The following is a 16,746-nucleotide window of genomic DNA, read 5'->3' as shown; positions in this document are numbered from 1 at the left end:
CGGGCCTGCTAGCTGCGGGGAATCACCGTGGTGGTGACGATGACACTGTTGACGACGGTCGCGGTCACGGTCCGGGTCACTGCTTCCGCTGCGGCTCCGGCGCCCCAGTTGCCCTGCTCAAGTTCCTTCGCGCGGGTGATCACAGGTGTGGTCCACGGGATGTCGCGGTAGAACTGGGGAAGAGTTCCGCTGCCCGACAGCAGTGCCGCGAGCGCGGCGACCCGGGCCGATGGTTCCGCGCCGTCCACGAGGACCTGCCGGACCTCCTCCAGCAGACGCGCACGGCGTCCGGTGCCACCGTCGCGCAGCGAAGTCGTACGGAACAGGCCGAGCATCTTCCGGTCCTCCCGGGTGATGTCGCCGCGTTCGACGAGCCGCTCCAACACCGGCTTGCGCAGCTCCGGGCCGATCGCGGCGAGCACCGTCTGGACACCGCGGGGTTTCTCGGAGAGGTAGTCCCACGCCGACCGGAGAAGATCATCCGACGGTGCCCGACCCTCGACGATCTTCACCGTGCGTCGGTCCGCCATGGTCACCCGGTCGGCGAGGGCGAGCTCTGCGAGTACGGCCCCGGCGAGGACGTAGAAGAGGGTGTTCTCTCCGGCGATGGTGCCCGACCTCGGCTGGAACAGCAGGAGCAGAAGGTCCTCCACCAGAGTCGGTGAGCCGGGGTGCGACGTCTCTTCGATCACGGTCACTCCTTGTCGTACGTCTTCACGCAGGGTCTGGTCGGGTGTCGCGGGCACCTCGGCGGGCGCCCACCCCCCTCAGCGGCGGGGTTCCCACTTGAACAGGCGGGTGGCCGCCACGACGGCGATCACGACCCAGCCCAGCGTCGGAGCCAGCAGGAACAGGGAGTCGGTCACGGCGACGCCGCCGTTCCAGGCGTTCATCACCATCTCGGTGGCGGAACCACCGGGCAGCAGCCGCTTGAGCAGGGCGAGATCCTCGGTGCCGCTGATGCCCACCCAGCTGGCCACGCCGATCACGCCGAGGGTGACGGGCAGGGTGGTGACCTGGGCGTGCTCGGGTGAGTTCGTCAGGCCGGCGGTGGCCAGACCCAGGCCCATCAGCATGGCCACGGTCGCGACGATCGCCACCACCAGCAGGGGCACGTTGGCCGGCCCGCCGGCCACCATGGCCAGCGCGGTCAGGATCGCCGCCACCTGCACCAGCGCGACGACGGTGGCGGGCAACAGCAGGCCGGCGAGAATGCCGGCGTCCCCGATGGCCGTGGAGCGCAACCGCTTGAGAAAGAGATTCTGCCGCCGGGAGGCCAGGGTGGTCACGGTCGTGGCGTAGAGCCCGAACGCGGCCACGGTGAACAGCACGATCGCCGCGATGTAGCCGAGGCTGCCGAGGGCGGCGAAGGTCTCGTGCTGCCGGACGAAGTACGCGGAGACGACGACCGGGATGATGAAGCTGGTGACCAGCACCAGCCGGTTCCGGAAGATCTGGATCAACTCGCTGAAGGCGATGGGGAACACGGGAAGGATTCCTCTCGGGAGACGAGTCAGCCGCTGATGGCGCGGAAGACGTTGTCGAGTCGGGTCGGTCCGGCCTCCAGGTCCCGCAACTCCACCGCGTGGTCCTGCGCCCAGGCGAGCAGGAGGTGCAGGTCCTTCTGCAGACCGAAGGTCTCGATCACGACCCTGCCGTCGCCGTCCGTGGCGGCCTGCACCGGCAGCGTCGGCGCCGTCGGCGGCAGCGAGAAGCGGATGACGGCCGGCAGCGTGCGGGTCAGCTCGGAGACGGTGCCCTCCCGGTGGAAGGTGCCCTCGTGCATGAGCCCGATCCGGTCGGCGCGCTGCTGCGCCTCCTCCAGGTAGTGCGTGGTCAGCACGATCGTCGCGCCGTTCTCCCGGAGCCGGTCCACGGTCGTCCACAGGTGGTCGCGGGACTGGACGTCCAGGCCGGTGGTCGGCTCGTCCAGGAAGATCAGCTCCGGTGTGCCGTAGACGGCGGTGGCGAAGTCCAGCCGCCGCTTCTCCCCACCGGAGAGCTGGGAGACCTTCCGGCCGGCCTTGCCGGTGAGATCGACGATGTCGAGCACCCGGTCGACATCGTCGGTGCGCCGGGTCAGGGTGCCGATCAGCCGGACCGACTCACGAACCGTGAGGTCGGGGGAGAAACCACTCTCCTGGAGCATGACGCCCATCCGGGGACGGACCACCCGACGGTCGCCCGGCTGGTGCCCGAAGACGCGTACCGTGCCGGAGGTCGGCGTCCGGTGCCCCTCGATGGTCTCCAGGGTCGAGGTCTTCCCCGCTCCGTTCGTGCCGAGCAGCGCGTACAGTTCGCCGCGCCGGACCTCGAAGGAGAGGTCACGCACGGCGTGGAAGTCGCCGTACTTGACGTTGAGCCGTTCGACTTCGATCACTGGTGTCGTGGACATGCCCCAATGACAGCAGCGGTCGCGGTGATCGTTCAGTGGCGTCACGTCACGGGTACATGTGACGCGGTGTCACTGCCCGCCCCACCTGGAGGTGGGAATACTGGCTGGGTGACCGCGAGATCGCCGGCCTTCACCAAGACGACGCAGAGGCGGCTGCGCCGGATCAATCTCCTCACGTCACTGCCGCCGGTCGTGTTCGCCGCGGTGGTGCTCCTGGCCACCGACGCGCACGCCTGGTGGCATTTCGTCGTCCTGGTCCCGGGTGCCGTGGCGGCGGTGGTGGCCTTCGAACGCTGGACGGCGGACGACCTCGCCCGGGTCGCCCTGCCCTGCACGATCGTCGGGGCTGCGGTGTGGCCGCTCGGGGTGCTGCTGACCGGCAGCCCCAACGCCTACTGGGGCATCTGCGCGGTAGGGTCCCTCGCCCTCCGCCAGGTACGACGCCGGACCCTGGCAGCGGTCGGGCTGTTCAGCTACGTCGCCGCCGTCGGCGCGATGCGGTTCCTGGTCGATCAGGACGACGTACGCGGCGTCCTGATCACCTACGTCCTCGTCCCGACGGGCCTCACCATCCTGGTGACCGTCCTGACGATCGTCGGCGAGCGCTTCTACGACCTCATCCGGGAGCTGGACCACGCCCGGGAGCGCGAGGCGGAGCTGGCGGTCATCCGCGAGCGCGTCCGCTTCGCCAGCGATCTGCACGACATCCAGGGCCACACCCTGCACGTGGTCAAGCTGAAGATCGCACTGGCCCGGAAACTGTTGCTCAGCGACACCGACCGAGCCGAGAAGGAGCTGCGGGAGACGTACGCTCTGGTGAGCGACACCATCACCCAGACCAAGGAGCTGGCGTACGCGCAGCGCCGACTCAACCTCACGGCGGAGCTCGAGAACGCGAAGAACCTGTTCGAGGCGGCGGGCATCCGGGTCCGGGTGACCCGGGAGGCCGAGGTGGACCCGCGCCGCAGCGAGCTGCTCGGCCAGGTCCTGCGCGAGACCACCACGAACATCCTGCGACACGCACAGGCCACCCAGGTGCGGATCACGCTCTCCGAAGCCGGCATCTCGATCGTCAACGACGGCGTGAGCGGCGATAGGCTGCCCGAGCTCAGAGGGCTGTCCAGCCTCCGGCAACGGTTGGCAGCCGACGGCGGCGAGCTGACCGTACGACAGCACGACGGGCGCTTCCTGACCGCCGCGAGATTCCCGGCCGCCCGGGCCGACGCGGCCACCGGCGGCGCCGCGGAGGATCACCGATGACCACCACCATCGTGCTCGCTGACGACGAGGCCCTGCTGCGCAAGGCGCTGGCGGCGCTGCTGCCGCTCGAAGGCGACATCGACATCGTCGCCGAGGCGACCAACGGCGAGACCGCCGTCGAGGCCACCCTGCGGCACCGGCCCGACGTGCTGGTCATCGACCTGGAGATGCCCGGCACGGACGGCCTCGGCGCCATCACGCAGATCCGCCGCGTCCGGCCCGAGCAGGTGGTCCTCATGCTGACCCGACATGCCCGGCCCGGCGTGCTGCGCAAGGCGCTGAAGCTCGGCGTCCAGGGTTTCGTCAGCAAGTCGGCCGAGCCGGCCCACATCGCCTCGGTCATCACCGACCTGCACGCCGGCAGACGGTGGATCGACCCCGACGTGTCCGCCCTCGCCATCGTCGACGACTGCCCGCTCACCGAGCGGGAACTCGACGTGCTGCGGGTGACGAGCGAGGGTTACTCGGTCGCCGACATCGCCGCCCGGCTGCACCTCGCCCAGGGCACCGTGCGCAACTACCTGTCCAACGCCATGCAGAAGACCCAGACCCACACCCGCCACGAGGCCGCGCGCTACGCCCGCGAGCACGACTGGCTGTGACCCCTGAACCGCCAGCTTGGAGATGTCGGATGTTGAACCCGGTCCAGACACAGCGCATCGAGGGCGTCGTGGTGGCAGCCTTCGCCGTCGTGGTGACCGTCGCCGTCGGGTACGCGTGGTGGTGGCTGCTCGCCCTGTTCCTGATCTTCGACCTGTCGATGGTCGGCTATCTGCGCGGCCCGCAGGTGGGTGCCTTCTGCTACAACCTGGTGCACTCCTACGCGCTGCCGGCGCTGCTCGGCGCGGTCGCGGTGGCCCTCGCCGCATTCCGGGAGCCGATCGACTGGCTCGGCGTCCTCGCCGTCGCGTGGGTCTTCCACATCGCCGTCGACCGCGCCCTCGGCTACGGCCTCAAGACCACCGAGGGCTTCGAACACACCCACCTCGGACGAATCGGAAAGGCCAAGCGGCCCGCGCCCTGAGCCGGTCGGCCCGGGACGGACAGCCGCAGCGCAACCGGAAGTGGCCTGACCTGAAAGACGGCGAAGCCCAGGTCTCTGACCTGGGCTTGCGTACCGAGCCGCCTGACGGAATCGAACCGTCGACCTACGCATTACGAGTGCGTCGCTCTGCCGACTGAGCTAAGGCGGCAACGGTGGTCAAGTGTACGGCACGCGCCGCTGCGGGGCCGAGCGGGATTGGCCGCCGGGTCGAGCGAACCGGACGCCCGGGGCGTTTCCGGGGTCGTCGGGTCACCCGGGTCGCACTACGCTGCGGCGAATGACCGACGATCACACCTCTCGCGACGAACCGGGCGACGTCGGGCCGCCGTCCCGTGACCGGACGCCGCCGCCAGGGTCGTACGCCGGGGAGGCCGCCGGCGGTCGACAGGCCCGGCGACCCCGCAGCATCGATCCACTGGAACTGGGTTTCGCGCCCCGCAAGCCGGTGCCGTGGCTCGCGCCGTTCCTGCTGATCAGCACCGGCCTGCGGACGCTGCTGGCGATGCTGTTCGGTGCGTACCTGGACAAGCGGGAACTCCAGAAGGCGCTGGACGCGGAGATCTCCCGGCAGGTGGGGCCGGACGGTGGACTCTGGCTCGACTACGTGGCCGACCTGGGTGACGGGTTCGACGCCACCTATTCGGTGGCGTACCTGCTCGCCCAGCGGGAGATCACGGTGGACGGGCACCGGCTGCCCCGGGCGCAGACCCTGGTGATGGGTGGCGACCAGGTCTACCCGTCGGCGGAGTACGCGGCGTACGAGGACCGGTGCAAGGGGCCGTACCAGGCGGCGCTGCCGGCCACTCCGGCGGAGCAGCCGACGATCTTCGCGGTGCCCGGCAACCACGACTGGTACGACGGGCTCACCGCGTTCCTGCGGCTGTTCGTCCGTACCCGGGACCGGCACTTCGGCGGCTGGTGTACCGGCCAGTCCCGGTCGTACTTCGCCGTCGAGCTGCCGGCCGACTGGTGGCTGCTCGGCCTCGACGACCAGTCCGGCTCGTACGTCGACGACCCGCAGCTCACCTACTTCGACGCGGTGGCGAAGCGGCTCGGACCGCAGAGCCGGGTGATCCTGGCGGTGCCGGCTCCGGCCTGGGTCAAGGCCGTCGACCGACCCACCGCGTACGACTCGATCGACTACTTCATCCGCACCATCGTCGCGCCCACCGGTGCCCAGGTCCGGCTGCTCATCTCCGGCGACCTGCACCACTACGCGCGGTACACCGGGCCGGACGGGCGACAGCTGGTCACCTCCGGCAGCGGCGGCGCCTACCTGTACCCGACGCACAAGCTGCCCGGGCGCATCCAGGTGCCACCGCCCGACACCCTGGCCCGCCGGTCCAGCCCGTCCCGGACGTACGAGTTGGCGGGCCGCTACCCCGACGCCGCCCGCTCCCGCCGGTACGGCTGGGGAATCTTCGCCCGGCTGCCGCGCCGCAACCCGGGCTTCTCGACGCTGCTGGGCGTGCTGCAGACCCTGCTGATGCTCTCCATGGCCGGGGTGGCCGATTTCCGGTCCGAGGCCTCCGAACAGCGGCTGTTCAGTGTGCCGCTGGTGATGATGGTGCTGGTCACGGTGCTTGCGGCGGCGATGTTCGCGAAACCGCCCAGTTCCAGCGGCAAGCGCCACGCCCGGCACTGGATCCTCGGCGTCGGGCACGGGCTGGCACACGTCGGGCTGGCCGCCGCCGGCACCTGGGCCTGGCTCGCGCTGCCGTTCCACGACTGGTCCTGGCCGCTGCCCGCGGTGGCGGCGGCAGTGGTCTACCTGCCGGTGATCGGGTTGGTGGCCAGCCAGTTGGTGGCCGCGTACCTGCTGCTCGCGAGCGCCTTCGGGGTGAACGTCAACGAGCTGTTCGCCGGGCAGGGCATCGAGGACGCCAAGGGCTTCGTCAGGATGCGCATCGATCCCGACGGCACCCTCACCCTCTACCCGATCGCCGTCGACCGCGTCGCCCGCGACTGGCGCATCAACCCCGACCACTCCCCCGACTCCTCCTGGCTGACCCCCACCACCCCGCTGACCCCCCGCCTAGCCGAACCCCCCATCACCCTCACCTGACCACCCACCCATGCTGTTGATCATGAGGTTGGCGGCGATGTTGATCTATAAAACTGCCGCCAACCTCATGATCAACGCCGGATCCGGCGGGGGTGGGTGGGGTGGGGTCAGCGGGTGTCGTGGGCGCGGCGGGGGCCGCAGACGTCGGCGCGGGAGCACCGGGAGCGGGAGCCGTCGGCGTCCAGGCGGACCGTCACCGCGTCTCTCGGGACGCTGTGGCCGACCACGCGGCCCTCACCCTCGGGGGTGCTGACCCGGGCGCCGATCGCCGGGGCTGATTCGGCGAACTTCGCGTACAGGGGATGTTCGTACTTGAGGCAGCACATCAACCGACCGCAGGCACCCGAGATACGCAGCGGGTTGAGTGGGAGATCCTGGTCCTTGGCCATCCGGATGGTGACCGGCTCGAAGTCGTTGAGGAACGTGGCGCAGCACAGATCCCGCCCGCAGGAGCCGATGCCACCCTGCACCCGGGCCGAATCGCGGGCCGAGAGCTGGCGCAACTCCACCCGGCAGTGCAGGGTCGCGCCGAGATCGCGGACCAGGGAGCGGAAGTCCACCCGGTGCGGGGCGGTGAAGTAGATCGTGCTGCGTTCTCCGCCGCCATCGCCGTTGCCGAGCACATGGTCGACCGCCACCACCTTCATGGGCAGGCCGTGCTCGCGGATCAGCCGCTTGGCCGCTACCTTCGCCTCGGCCTTGCGCCGCCGCAGTTCCTCGTCGCGGCGCAGGTCGTCCTCCTGGGCGAGCCCGGCCAGCCGTGGGAAACCCGCCGTGTCGTCGGTGACCCACTGCGCCGCCCACACGCACTCCGCCACCTCGGGACCGTCGTCGGTGGGCACCAGCACCTTGTCGCCCACCTGTGGTCTCAGCTCGCCAGGGTCCAGGTAGTAGAGGCGCCCGTAACGCTGGAAGCTGACCGCACAGAGCATGCCCATGGCCTCACCCTACGTCGGGTTGGCGGAAGCGCGCCGGTGCGATCGGCGGCGGTGTGCCCTCGAAACGCGAGCCGATGTCTCGCCGTCTCGCCATCCATGGTTGTCGACTTGACCGATGCCCGGCCCGGCCACCGGTACGACGATGCTGCCCGGACGGCTGAAACCTGCGTCACGGGCGGGACAAGACCGGGCCGAACGCGTTGAGTGGAGAGCAGACCTGCGGGGGGTGCAGGGAAGGTCACGGCGCCGCTGACGGGCCATCTTCGAGAGGCCCGCGAGCGGCGCCGTGCGCCCTGTGCCGACGCGGGTGCCGGCACCGGAGACGACGTGGGTGGACGTCACCAGCCGACCCGGGTCGTCCGGCCGCCCGGCGGGCCACCACCGCTGTCCGGTCGGAACCGCGCGCCCCCCGGTCGCCACGGAGACTCGGCCAGGCTCGGTGACCACTGCCGCAACAACGTCTCGACACCGTCGTACGCCACGCAGAGCACCGCCAGCACCCGGGCACCGATCTCGGCGGCGGCGACCGCGCCCGCTGTTGACCTGCCGGTCTGCGCCGTCGCCCGGCCGGCCGACGTGGCGGCGACGACGGCAACCGCCTCGGCCGAGCCGACGGCCTCGGCCAGCGCCCGAGCGGCGGCGAGCCGGCTGCCCTCCACCCAGTCGGCGAGCGCGTCGGCGTAGCCGGCGGTGGCTTCCAGCCGCCCGACCAGGCTCTCTGGCCCCTCGTCCAGGTGTCGCAGCAACGCCGCCCGCGACTGGCCGTACGCCGTGGCGGCCGAACCGGACCAGAGCACCGGGTCGGTCAGCGCGGCGCAGGCGTGGTCGTAGCCGTGCACGTGCCGACGCACGGCGTGCCCGGCGGTAGCCAGCGGCCCCGGCCGCAGGTCGAGGAAGCCGCGCAGCGCGTCACCGGGCAGCACCTGCATCCGGCGGAGCAACGGCCACACCCGGTGCCCCTCGGGAGCGCCGGTCGCGAGCAGCGTGTCGACCCGCGCCAGCAGATCGAGGCCCGGCTCGGCGAGCCGGTCGAGGAGATCCATCACGCCTCACCGGCGAGCCGACGGGAGATGGCGGAGTCGGTGTCGGAGTAGCGGTCGGCGGCCTCGCGCACTGCGGCGGCCACGGACGCCAGCTGGATGGCGGCGTTGTGCGCCTCCCGGGCCCGATCGCCGGTGGCGGCCACCCACTGCCGATGCAACGCCCGCCCGACCTCGCCCGGCCGGCCAGGTGCGTCGGCGCCGAACGCCACCTGTGCCGGATCCCCGGCGGTGACCGACCGGGAGAGCGCGGTGAGCGTGGCGCTCGCCTCGTCGAGGCGGCCGGCCAGGGTGCGAAGGCTGTCCATCTCAGGCCCCCGTCAGCGGTCGGTACGCGGTGAAGGTCTCGTTGTGCAGCTTCTCCCTCGCCCACTCCGCGGCGTCCGCGGCGGCGGTGACGGCGGCTCGTACCGAGTCGGCCACGTCGCGCGGTGCCCGGGTGTGCAGGGGGCCGAGGAACCGTACGTCGGTGATCCGGCCGCCGGCGGTGACCACCACCTCGACCAGACCGTCCGGTGAGCGGACGGTGACCTCGACCGTCGCCACGGCCTGGTCGAACTCGGCCTGGAGGGACTCGATGCGGCGGTAACGCCGGACCGCCTCCTCGATCCACGCCTCGTCGATCTCACCCCGCGGCATCGCCGGACTCCTCCCGGTTTCATCACTGTGCGTGCCGCCACCGTCACCACGGCACACCGGACCGTACCGCACGCGAATTGCGCCTGTCGATGGCTGTGGGCAACGGTCCGGCTACGGGCCGGCCCGGTGGGCGGGGTGGTCAGCCATTCGCCGAGGTGTCGCGCCGGACCGGCGGCGGTCAGCCCTTCCAGAGGGCGAGCATCATCGCCTCGACGGCGATCCGGGGCTTGACGTTGGCCTCGATCGCCGCGCGGCAGGTGAGCACCGCCTCCAGCCGCCGCAGCGCCCCCTCCGCCTGCCAGTTGCGGGCACCCGCCGCGGCCAGTTCGGCGGTGTCGGAGTGCACCGGCGTAACCGGTGCGCCCAGCGCCATGGTCAACACGTCGCGGTAGAAGGCGGCGAGGTCCACCAGGGCCCGGTCCAGCGCGTCCCGCTGGGCCCGGGTGGCCCGTGACTTCTGGCGCCGTTCCAGGTCCTTCAGTTGACCGGCGGCTCCTCGGGCGGCACCGGCCGCACCCCGGCCGGTACCGCCGGCACCGAGCGCCGTCTCCAGCGCCGCGCGCTCCGCGGCGTCTGTCTCCGCGACCGACGCCTCCGCCTCCGCCTCGGCGGCCTCGATCAGCGCGGACGCCGCGTCGAAGGCGGCACCCACCCCGGTCAGCCGACGCGGCACCGCGAGCACCGCCTCCCGCCGGGCCCGGGCCTGCGGATCACGGGCCAGTCGCCGAGCCCGCCCCACATGGCCCTGCGTGGCGGCGGCCGTCCAGCGCGCCACGTCGGGAGCGATCCCGTCCCGGCGGACCAGCACCTCGGCCACCGCCTCGGCCGCCGGCTGCCGCAGCGGCACCACCCGGCACCGCGACCGGATGGTCACCGAGATGTCGTCCGGGTGGGTGGACGGCGCGCAGAGCAGGAACACCGTACGCGGCGGGGGCTCCTCCACCGCCTTCAGCAGTGCGTTGCCGGCCGCCTCGGTCAACCGGTCGGCGTCTTCGATGATGACGACCTGCCAGCGCCCACCGGACGGGGTGCTGGCCGCCCGGAGCACCAGCGCCCGCATCTCGTTCACCCCGATGGACAGCCCCTCGGGCACCACCAGGCGGACGTCGGCGTGGGTGCCGGCGAGGGTGGTGTGGCAGCCGGGGCACTCGCCACAGCCGGTGCCGTGCGCGCACTGCAGCGCGGCGGCGAAGGCCCGCGCCGCGACCGACCGGCCCGAGCCGGGCGGACCGGTGAAGATCCAGGCGTGGGTCATCCCCCCGCCCGGATCAGCGCCGACGCCCGCCTCGGGTTCGCCGGAGGCGCGCAGCACGGCGGCGGCAGCCGCGGCGGCCCGCCGCAGCGTCTGTACCGCCTCGTCCTGCCCCACCAGGTCGGCGAAGGCGTCCGGCATCAGGTCCGCTCCGTCGTCACCAGCTCCGACGGGGATAACTCGGGCTGCACCGAGGTGTCCGGGCCGTGCGCCGGGCCCGGGTGCTCGATCCCGTCGGCGCTGCCGAGCAGCTCCTTCACCCGGCGGGCGACCCGCTCGGCGATGTCCTCCGCCGGCCGGGCGCCGTCGAGCACCAGGTAACGCTTCGGGTCGGCGGCGGCGAGATCGAGGAACGCGTAGCGGACCCGGTCGTGGAAGGCGATCGACTCGGCCTCCAGGCGGTCGGCGCTCTGCGCACGCGCGGCGACCCGGGACAGCCCGGTGCGCGGATCGACGTCGAGCAGCACCACCAGATCGGGCTTGAGCCCACCGGTGGCCCAGGAGGAGAGCCAGGACACCTCGTCGACCGGCAACGTCCGGCCGGCACCCTGGTAGGCCAGGGACGAGTCGACGTACCGGTCGCTGATCACCACCGCGCCCCGGGTCAGCGCGGGCCGGACCACGGTGGCCACATGGTGCGCCCGGTCGGCGGCGTAGAGCAACGCCTCGGCGCGCGGTGAGGGTGCCTCGTCGGGGGTGGTGTCCAGCACCAGCGATCTGATCCGGGTACCGACGCCGGTGGCACCCGGCTCCCGGGTGACCACCACGTCCCGTCCCTGGCCACGGAGCAGCTCGGCCAGCTTGCCGAGCTGGGTCGACTTGCCGGCGCCCTCACCGCCCTCGAACACCACGAAGAGTCCGGCGGAGACGAACGGCTCGGCCGGCATCAGCGGACGGCCCCGGATCGACCCCCACAGGTCGGCCAGGACCGGCACGCCCTTCTTGTCGTCCATCTGCCCGAAGGCACTGATCCCGGCGAAGATGCCGGCCGCACCGGCGGCGAGCAGCAGCAGGCGGGTGGAGGAGACGGAGATGCCGAGGTCGGCGATGGTCAGCGTGCGGGAGCCACCGACACCGGCCAGCAGGCTGCCGAGCGCGATCGCCAGGATCAGCACGAGCCGGGTACCGATCTGCACCACGGCGAAGACCCGGCCGCGTACCTCGTCGGCGACCTCACCGCCGAGCAGGGTGGTGCCGGAGAGGAAGGCCATCCCGGCGCCGGCCCCGACGAGGACCGCGCCGACGAGCGCCATGGACAGGTGGATGGCGAAGGCCAGGGTCATCACCGAGGCGCTGGCCAGCACGATGCTCATACCGAACCAGCGACGCCGGGACATCTCCCGCACGATCATCGGCCCGAGCCCGATGCCGATCGCCAGGCCGATGAAGATCGCACCGAACAGCAGGTAGAACGCGGCGTCACCGGCACCGAGCGAGTCGGCGAAGAACCGGGCGGTGCCGATGACGATGCCGCCACCGGCGAAGGCGCCGAGGATGCCGAGAACCAGCCCGCGCACCAGTGGGGTCTGCCCGATGAACCGCCAGCCCTCGGTGAACTGGCGCATCATGCTCTGCTCGGTGCGCTCCCCTTCGTCGGTCTGCCCCTGACTGATCTCCTTGATACCGAAGGCCACCACGACGGCGGTGGCGAGCCGGGAGAAGGCGTTGAACCAGAGCGCGAGTTGGGCCGGCTGGGCCCAGCCCGGCATCTCGCCGCCGGTGGCACCCCGGATGATGCCGTCGAGCGCGGAGAGCACGATCGCGGCGAAGACCGGGGTCAGGCCGTACGTGGTGATCAGGGTGAGCTGGTTGGCCGTCTCCAGCCGGGCCCGGGGGATGAGGTTCGGTACCGCGGCTTCCTTGGCCGGAATCCAGAGCAGGGTGACCGTCTCGATCAGGAAGGTGGCGATCGCCGCCCAACTGACCACCCGCGCGCCGCTGGCACCGGTCAACGCGTAGAGCGGGATGGAGGCGAAGAGCACGAACCGCAGCAGGTCGCAGATGACCATCGTCCAGCGCCTGTCGAACCGGTCGGCGAGCACTCCGGCGACCGGGCCGAGCAGCAGCGCGGGCAACAGCCGAATGGCGATCACGCCACCGAAGGCCGCGCCCTTGGCGGTGCTTCCCTCCACCTGGGCGGCGGCGAAGACGCTGGTGGCGAGCAGGCCGAGCCAGTCACCGAAGGAGGCCGCGCCGAGCACGATCCAGAGCCGGCGGAACGGTCGGATGCGCAGCACCGAGCGGATCGCTCCGTACCCGGTCAGGTCGGGTTGCCCGGCGGGGCCTCCCGACGGACCCTGCGTCCCCGCCTTGCCCGACTGGTTGGCGGCACCGGACTGGCCGGCCGCGTCGCGTCCGGCGGTGTCGGCGGGCTGGTCGGCTGTGCCGGCGGGCTGGTCGGCCGGCGACACGCCGGACGACTCGCCGTTGTACTCGCTTTCGATGGCCGTACCTCCACGTGCCGGCCCATCGCTGGGCACCCCCGGTGGAACACTCTAGACCCGGTAGGGACGTCCTCCCGTCCTGCACCGCCTGCTCGCCGAGCCTAGGCCGCCGTGGCCAGCCCGGCCCAGGCAACCAGGACGCGAGGGTATTTCGCATTAACCGTTTCACAGTTAGCGTGCACACGTGGCCACCGACAGCGAGAATCTGCGCAACCGGCTGGACCGGGCGACCGCGCACCTCGATCCGCCGTACGCGGTGGTCGACCTCGGCGCCTTCGACGCCAACGCCGCCGCCCTCGTCGACCTGGCCGGCGACAAGCCGTTGCGGGTCGCCAGCAAGTCGGTACGCAGCCGCGAGTTGATCGCCCGCACGCTGGCCCGACCGGGCTGGCACTCGGTGATGGCGTTCACCCTGCCCGAGGCGATCTGGCTGGTCCGCAGCGGGATCAGCGCCGACGTGCTGGTGGCGTACCCCACCGTCGACCGGGGGGCGCTCGCCGAACTCGGCGCCGATCCGGTGCTCGCCGCCGCGATCACGCTGATGGTCGACGACCCGGACCAGTTGGACTTCTGCGACGCGGTGTCACCGTCCGGCCGCCGGGCCGAGCTACGGATCTGCCTGGACCTGGACGCCTCGTGGCGGCTGTTGAACGGGCGGTTGCACGTCGGCGTCCGTCGCTCACCGGTGCACAGCGCCCGGGCGGCCGGCCGACTGGCCGCCACCGTCGCCCGTCGACCGGGCTTCCGGCTGGTCGGGCTGATGTCGTACGAGGCACAGATCGCCGGCCTGGGCGACGCACCGCCCGGGCGGGCGGCGCTCGGCACCGCGATCCGGCTGGCGCAGCGCGGTTCGTACCGGGAGTTGCTGGTCCGCCGCAGTGCGGCGGTGGCCGCCGTACGCAAGCACGCCGACCTGGAGTTCGTCAACGGCGGTGGCACCGGCAGCGTGGCCGCCACCAGGGCTGATCCCGCGGTGACCGAGATCACCGCGGGATCGGGCCTGTACGGGCCGACGCTGTTCGACGCCTACCGCGCCTGGCGGCCCACCCCGGCGGCCTTCTTCGCCTGCGGGGTGGTCCGGCGTCCGACGCCCGACCTGGCCACCGTGCTGGGCGGTGGCTGGATCGCCTCCGGGTCGGCCGACCGCAGCCGACTGCCCCGGCCGTGGTTGCCCGAAGGGCTCAGTTTGCTCGGTGCCGAAGGCGCCGGCGAGGTGCAGACCCCGCTGACCGGCGCACCCGCCGCCCACCTGCGCATCGGCGACCGGGTCTGGTTCCGGCACGCCAAGTCGGGGGAGCTGTGCGAACGGGTGAACGAGCTGCACCTGGTGGACGGCGACCAGGTGGTGGCCACCGTGCCGACCTACCGGGGCGAGGGTCGGGCCTTCCTCTGACCGGCGCCGGCTGGCCGCGTCGGCGTCGGTGCGGTCGGCGTCAGGCGGGTTGGGCCGCCGGCTGTGCGGGCTCCGCCTCGGCGACGATCTGGTCGTCGGCCGGCTTCGCCGGCTGCACCACCGGCCGGCGACCGGCGTCACCCCGGGCGTCGACCTGCCGGTGCAGGTATTCCCGGATCAGCGCCTTCGCCTCGGTGAGCACCCGGTCGTCCCCGTCCGGCTTCCGCCGGAACGCCAGCTTGATCAGAGCGTCGGCCGCCTCCACCGCGATCTCCAGATGGAAGCGCAGGTCCGGCACGTCGGCCAGCCCGAACCGCTCGGTGAGCACCCGAGCCAGCTGGTCGGCGATCACCCCGTTGTTGTCCCGCTGCTCATCGAGCAGATGCAGGTCGACCACGTCGCCGAAGTGCAGGGTACGGAACCCGGGAACGGTGCGGTGCATCGTGATGTATTCATCGATCCCCGCGTCGACCCCGTCCCACCAGTGGGTCAGGTCGTCCGAGGCGAAGCGTTCATCGAGCCGCTGGAGGTAGGACTCCATCGTGCGCAGCGTCAGCGCCTGCACGATCGCCCGCTTGTCCGGAAAGAACTGGTAGACCGACCCGATCGCCACCTCGGCCCGCTCGGCGAGCAGGGTGGTGGTCAGTCCCTCGTACCCCACCTCGTCGACGAGTTCGGCGCAGGCGTCCAGCATCCGCTGGACCCGCGCGACACTACGACCCTGCACTGGTACTCGACGCAGTGGCCCGGTCGTGGCGGCTGAAGTGGACACGCGCCACCCCCTCTCGACGGATGAACATATCTGCACGTCACGAGTCCGTGACTACCGGTACAACGAGCGGACCTCGATTGCGGTGTTTACCAGGGACAACGTTCCTGATATGAATTCGGTTCATATTCATCTTTAGGAGCGGGCCCATGGTCGAGAGCACCGCCACCGAGACCGCCGCCTGGTCGAACTGGGCGGGTAACCAACGCGGTGCGGCCACCGCCGTACTGCGGCCGTCCTCGGTCGACGAGGTCGCCGAGCAGGTCCGACGTGCCGCCGAAGCCGGCGAGCGGATCCGCCCGGTCGGCAGCGGCCACTCCTTCACCCCGGTCGCGGTCAGCGACGGGCAACGGATGGACCTGACCCGACTCGCCATCGACGTACGCGTGGACGTCGATCGACGCCTCGTCACCGTACCGGCCGCGATGACCCTGCGGGAGGTGAACGCCCTACTCGCCGCGCACCGACTGGCCCTGCCCAACCTCGGCGACATCGACGCGCAGACCGTGGCCGGGGCCATCTCCACCGGCACCCACGGCACCGGTGCGACCTACGGCGGCCTGGCCACCTTCGTCGAGGCGCTGACCCTGGTCACCGGCGCCGGCGAGGTGCTGCGTTGCTCCGCCGAGGAGCAGCCGGAGGTCTTCGACGCCGCCCGCGTCTCGCTCGGCGCGCTCGGCGTACTCGTCGAGGTCACGCTGCGCTGTGTGGACGCCTTCGTCCTGCTTGCCCACGAACGTCCGGCGAGGCTGGACACCGTGCTGGCGCAGCTGCCCGACCTGGTCGCCGCCCATGACCACCTGGAGTTCTTCTGGTTCCCGTACACCGACCGGGTGCACCTCAAGACGAACGACCGGGTGCCCGTCGACGACCGCCCGCTGTCCCGCTGGCGCGGTTGGCTGGACGACGACTTCCTGGCCAACACCGTCTTCGCCGGAGTCTGCCGGCTCGGCCGGGCCCTACCGGGCCTGGCACCGGGCATCAGCGCGATCTCCGCACGCGCGCTCGCCGAGCGCCGCTACACCGGTCGCTCCGACGCGGTCTTCTGTAGTCCCCGCCGGGTCCGCTTCCTGGAGATGGAGTACGCGCTGCCGCGCGCGGCGCTGCCCGAGGCGCTGTCGGCGGTGCGTCGCATCATCGACGGGTTGCCGTTCAAGGTGCTCTTCCCGGTCGAGGTTCGCTTCGCCGCAGGGGACGACATCTGGCTGTCGCACGCCTACGGCCGGGACTCGGCGTACCTCGCCCTGCACCAGTACGTCGGCATGCCGTACGAGCCGTACTTCCGGGCCTTCGAGGCGGTGGCCACCGAACTGGGGGGCCGGCCGCACTGGGGCAAGCTGCACTGGCGCGACGCCGCCTCGCTCGCCCCCACCTACCCCCGCTGGCCCGACTTCCAACGCATCCGCGCCAACCTCGACCCCCACCACACCCTCACCACCCCCTATCTGGCCACCCTCCTCGGCTAGACCCACCAGATCTTGGTCCGAATCCGCCCCTCAAGGGGCA

16 protein-coding genes and 1 tRNA gene are annotated in these 16,746 nt (G+C 71.6%); 6 read left to right on the top strand and 11 right to left on the bottom strand.

All coding sequences use genetic code 11. From position 1 onward, the window contains the following. Nucleotides 1-8 precede the first annotated feature (8 nt). From V5O40_RS04970 to V5O40_RS04960, 3 genes are all read right to left on the bottom strand, one after another. The gene (locus V5O40_RS04970) at nucleotides 9-692 is read right to left on the bottom strand and encodes a GOLPH3/VPS74 family protein (protein ID WP_332904353.1); all 684 of its coding nucleotides are present in this window, start codon (nucleotides 690-692) and stop codon (nucleotides 9-11) included. A 75-nt stretch (nucleotides 693-767) separates the two neighbouring features. Continuing rightward, nucleotides 768-1,487, bottom strand: coding sequence for an ABC transporter permease (locus V5O40_RS04965; RefSeq protein WP_332904352.1), 720 nt, complete (start codon nucleotides 1,485-1,487; stop codon nucleotides 768-770). Nucleotides 1,488-1,513: 26 nt separating this feature from the next. Further along, nucleotides 1,514-2,395 (bottom strand): ABC transporter ATP-binding protein, encoded by an 882-nt coding sequence (locus tag V5O40_RS04960; protein ID WP_332904351.1) that lies wholly within the window; start codon nucleotides 2,393-2,395, stop codon nucleotides 1,514-1,516. A 108-nt stretch (nucleotides 2,396-2,503) separates the two neighbouring features. On the opposite strand from V5O40_RS04960, the gene V5O40_RS04955 reads away from it, so the two are divergent. Genes V5O40_RS04955 through V5O40_RS04945 form a run of 3 tightly spaced genes read left to right on the top strand, consistent with a single transcriptional unit; the run spans nucleotide 2,504 to nucleotide 4,679 of the window. Next, nucleotides 2,504-3,655: a sensor histidine kinase gene (locus V5O40_RS04955; RefSeq protein ID WP_332904350.1), complete on the top strand. Its 1,152-nt coding sequence runs from the start codon at nucleotides 2,504-2,506 to the stop codon at nucleotides 3,653-3,655. Further along, nucleotides 3,652-4,257, top strand: a complete 606-nt coding sequence (locus V5O40_RS04950; protein ID WP_164446443.1) for a response regulator transcription factor — start codon at nucleotides 3,652-3,654, stop codon at nucleotides 4,255-4,257. Before V5O40_RS04955 ends, V5O40_RS04950 begins: the two co-directional genes overlap by 4 nt. 29 nt (nucleotides 4,258-4,286) lie before the next feature. Then, nucleotides 4,287-4,679 carry a DUF4260 domain-containing protein gene (locus V5O40_RS04945; RefSeq protein WP_332904349.1) on the top strand — a complete coding sequence of 131 codons (393 nt, stop codon included), beginning with the start codon at nucleotides 4,287-4,289 and terminating at the stop codon, nucleotides 4,677-4,679. Between the two features lie 96 nt (nucleotides 4,680-4,775). Here the strand turns inward: V5O40_RS04945 and V5O40_RS04940 are convergent. Then, nucleotides 4,776-4,848, bottom strand: a tRNA-Thr gene (locus V5O40_RS04940). Between the two features lie 129 nt (nucleotides 4,849-4,977). Between V5O40_RS04940 and V5O40_RS04935 the strand changes: the two genes are divergently transcribed. Continuing rightward, nucleotides 4,978-6,765, top strand: coding sequence for a metallophosphoesterase family protein (locus V5O40_RS04935; protein WP_332904348.1), 1,788 nt, complete (start codon nucleotides 4,978-4,980; stop codon nucleotides 6,763-6,765). A 107-nt stretch (nucleotides 6,766-6,872) separates the two neighbouring features. Here the strand turns inward: V5O40_RS04935 and V5O40_RS04930 are convergent, their stop codons facing one another. From V5O40_RS04930 to tmk, 6 genes are all read right to left on the bottom strand, one after another. Next, nucleotides 6,873-7,703 carry a PSP1 domain-containing protein gene (locus tag V5O40_RS04930; protein ID WP_332904347.1) on the bottom strand — a complete coding sequence of 277 codons (831 nt, stop codon included), beginning with the start codon at nucleotides 7,701-7,703 and terminating at the stop codon, nucleotides 6,873-6,875. Nucleotides 7,704-8,041: 338 nt separating this feature from the next. Further along, nucleotides 8,042-8,746 carry a hypothetical protein gene (locus tag V5O40_RS04925; RefSeq protein ID WP_332904346.1) on the bottom strand — a complete coding sequence of 235 codons (705 nt, stop codon included), beginning with the start codon at nucleotides 8,744-8,746 and terminating at the stop codon, nucleotides 8,042-8,044. Next, complete coding sequence (locus V5O40_RS04920; protein WP_332904345.1) at nucleotides 8,746-9,051, bottom strand: hypothetical protein; 306 nt, start codon at nucleotides 9,049-9,051, stop codon at nucleotides 8,746-8,748. The genes V5O40_RS04925 and V5O40_RS04920 overlap by 1 nt, the downstream gene beginning before the upstream one ends. A gap of 1 nt (nucleotide 9,052) precedes the next feature. After that, nucleotides 9,053-9,382 carry a YbaB/EbfC family nucleoid-associated protein gene (locus V5O40_RS04915; protein ID WP_093404078.1) on the bottom strand — a complete coding sequence of 110 codons (330 nt, stop codon included), beginning with the start codon at nucleotides 9,380-9,382 and terminating at the stop codon, nucleotides 9,053-9,055. 178 nt (nucleotides 9,383-9,560) lie between these two features. Then, nucleotides 9,561-10,775: a DNA polymerase III subunit delta' gene (locus tag V5O40_RS04910; protein ID WP_332904344.1), complete on the bottom strand. Its 1,215-nt coding sequence runs from the start codon at nucleotides 10,773-10,775 to the stop codon at nucleotides 9,561-9,563. Next, nucleotides 10,775-12,871: a dTMP kinase gene (gene tmk / locus V5O40_RS04905; RefSeq protein ID WP_332904440.1), complete on the bottom strand. Its 2,097-nt coding sequence runs from the start codon at nucleotides 12,869-12,871 to the stop codon at nucleotides 10,775-10,777. Before tmk ends, V5O40_RS04910 begins: the two co-directional genes overlap by 1 nt. A 391-nt stretch (nucleotides 12,872-13,262) precedes the next feature. On the opposite strand from tmk, the gene V5O40_RS04900 reads away from it, so the two are divergent. Further along, nucleotides 13,263-14,471 carry an amino acid deaminase/aldolase gene (locus V5O40_RS04900; protein WP_332904343.1) on the top strand — a complete coding sequence of 403 codons (1,209 nt, stop codon included), beginning with the start codon at nucleotides 13,263-13,265 and terminating at the stop codon, nucleotides 14,469-14,471. A 40-nt stretch (nucleotides 14,472-14,511) separates the two neighbouring features. Here the strand turns inward: V5O40_RS04900 and V5O40_RS04895 are convergent, their stop codons facing one another. Continuing rightward, complete coding sequence (locus tag V5O40_RS04895) at nucleotides 14,512-15,165, bottom strand: TetR family transcriptional regulator (protein WP_164446778.1); 654 nt, start codon at nucleotides 15,163-15,165, stop codon at nucleotides 14,512-14,514. Between the two features lie 224 nt (nucleotides 15,166-15,389). Between V5O40_RS04895 and V5O40_RS04890 the strand changes: the two genes are divergently transcribed. After that, on the top strand, nucleotides 15,390-16,706 hold the full coding sequence (locus V5O40_RS04890) for a D-arabinono-1,4-lactone oxidase (RefSeq protein WP_332904342.1): 1,317 nt from the start codon (nucleotides 15,390-15,392) through the stop codon (nucleotides 16,704-16,706). Nucleotides 16,707-16,746: the final 40 nt, after the last annotated feature.

Origin of the sequence: Micromonospora palythoicola (assembly GCF_036689795.1) — a bacterium.
GTDB classification, from domain to species: domain Bacteria; phylum Actinomycetota; class Actinomycetes; order Mycobacteriales; family Micromonosporaceae; genus Micromonospora; species Micromonospora palythoicola.
Note: the sequence above shows the minus strand (reverse complement) of the source record. Positions and strands in the feature narration are given on the sequence as shown.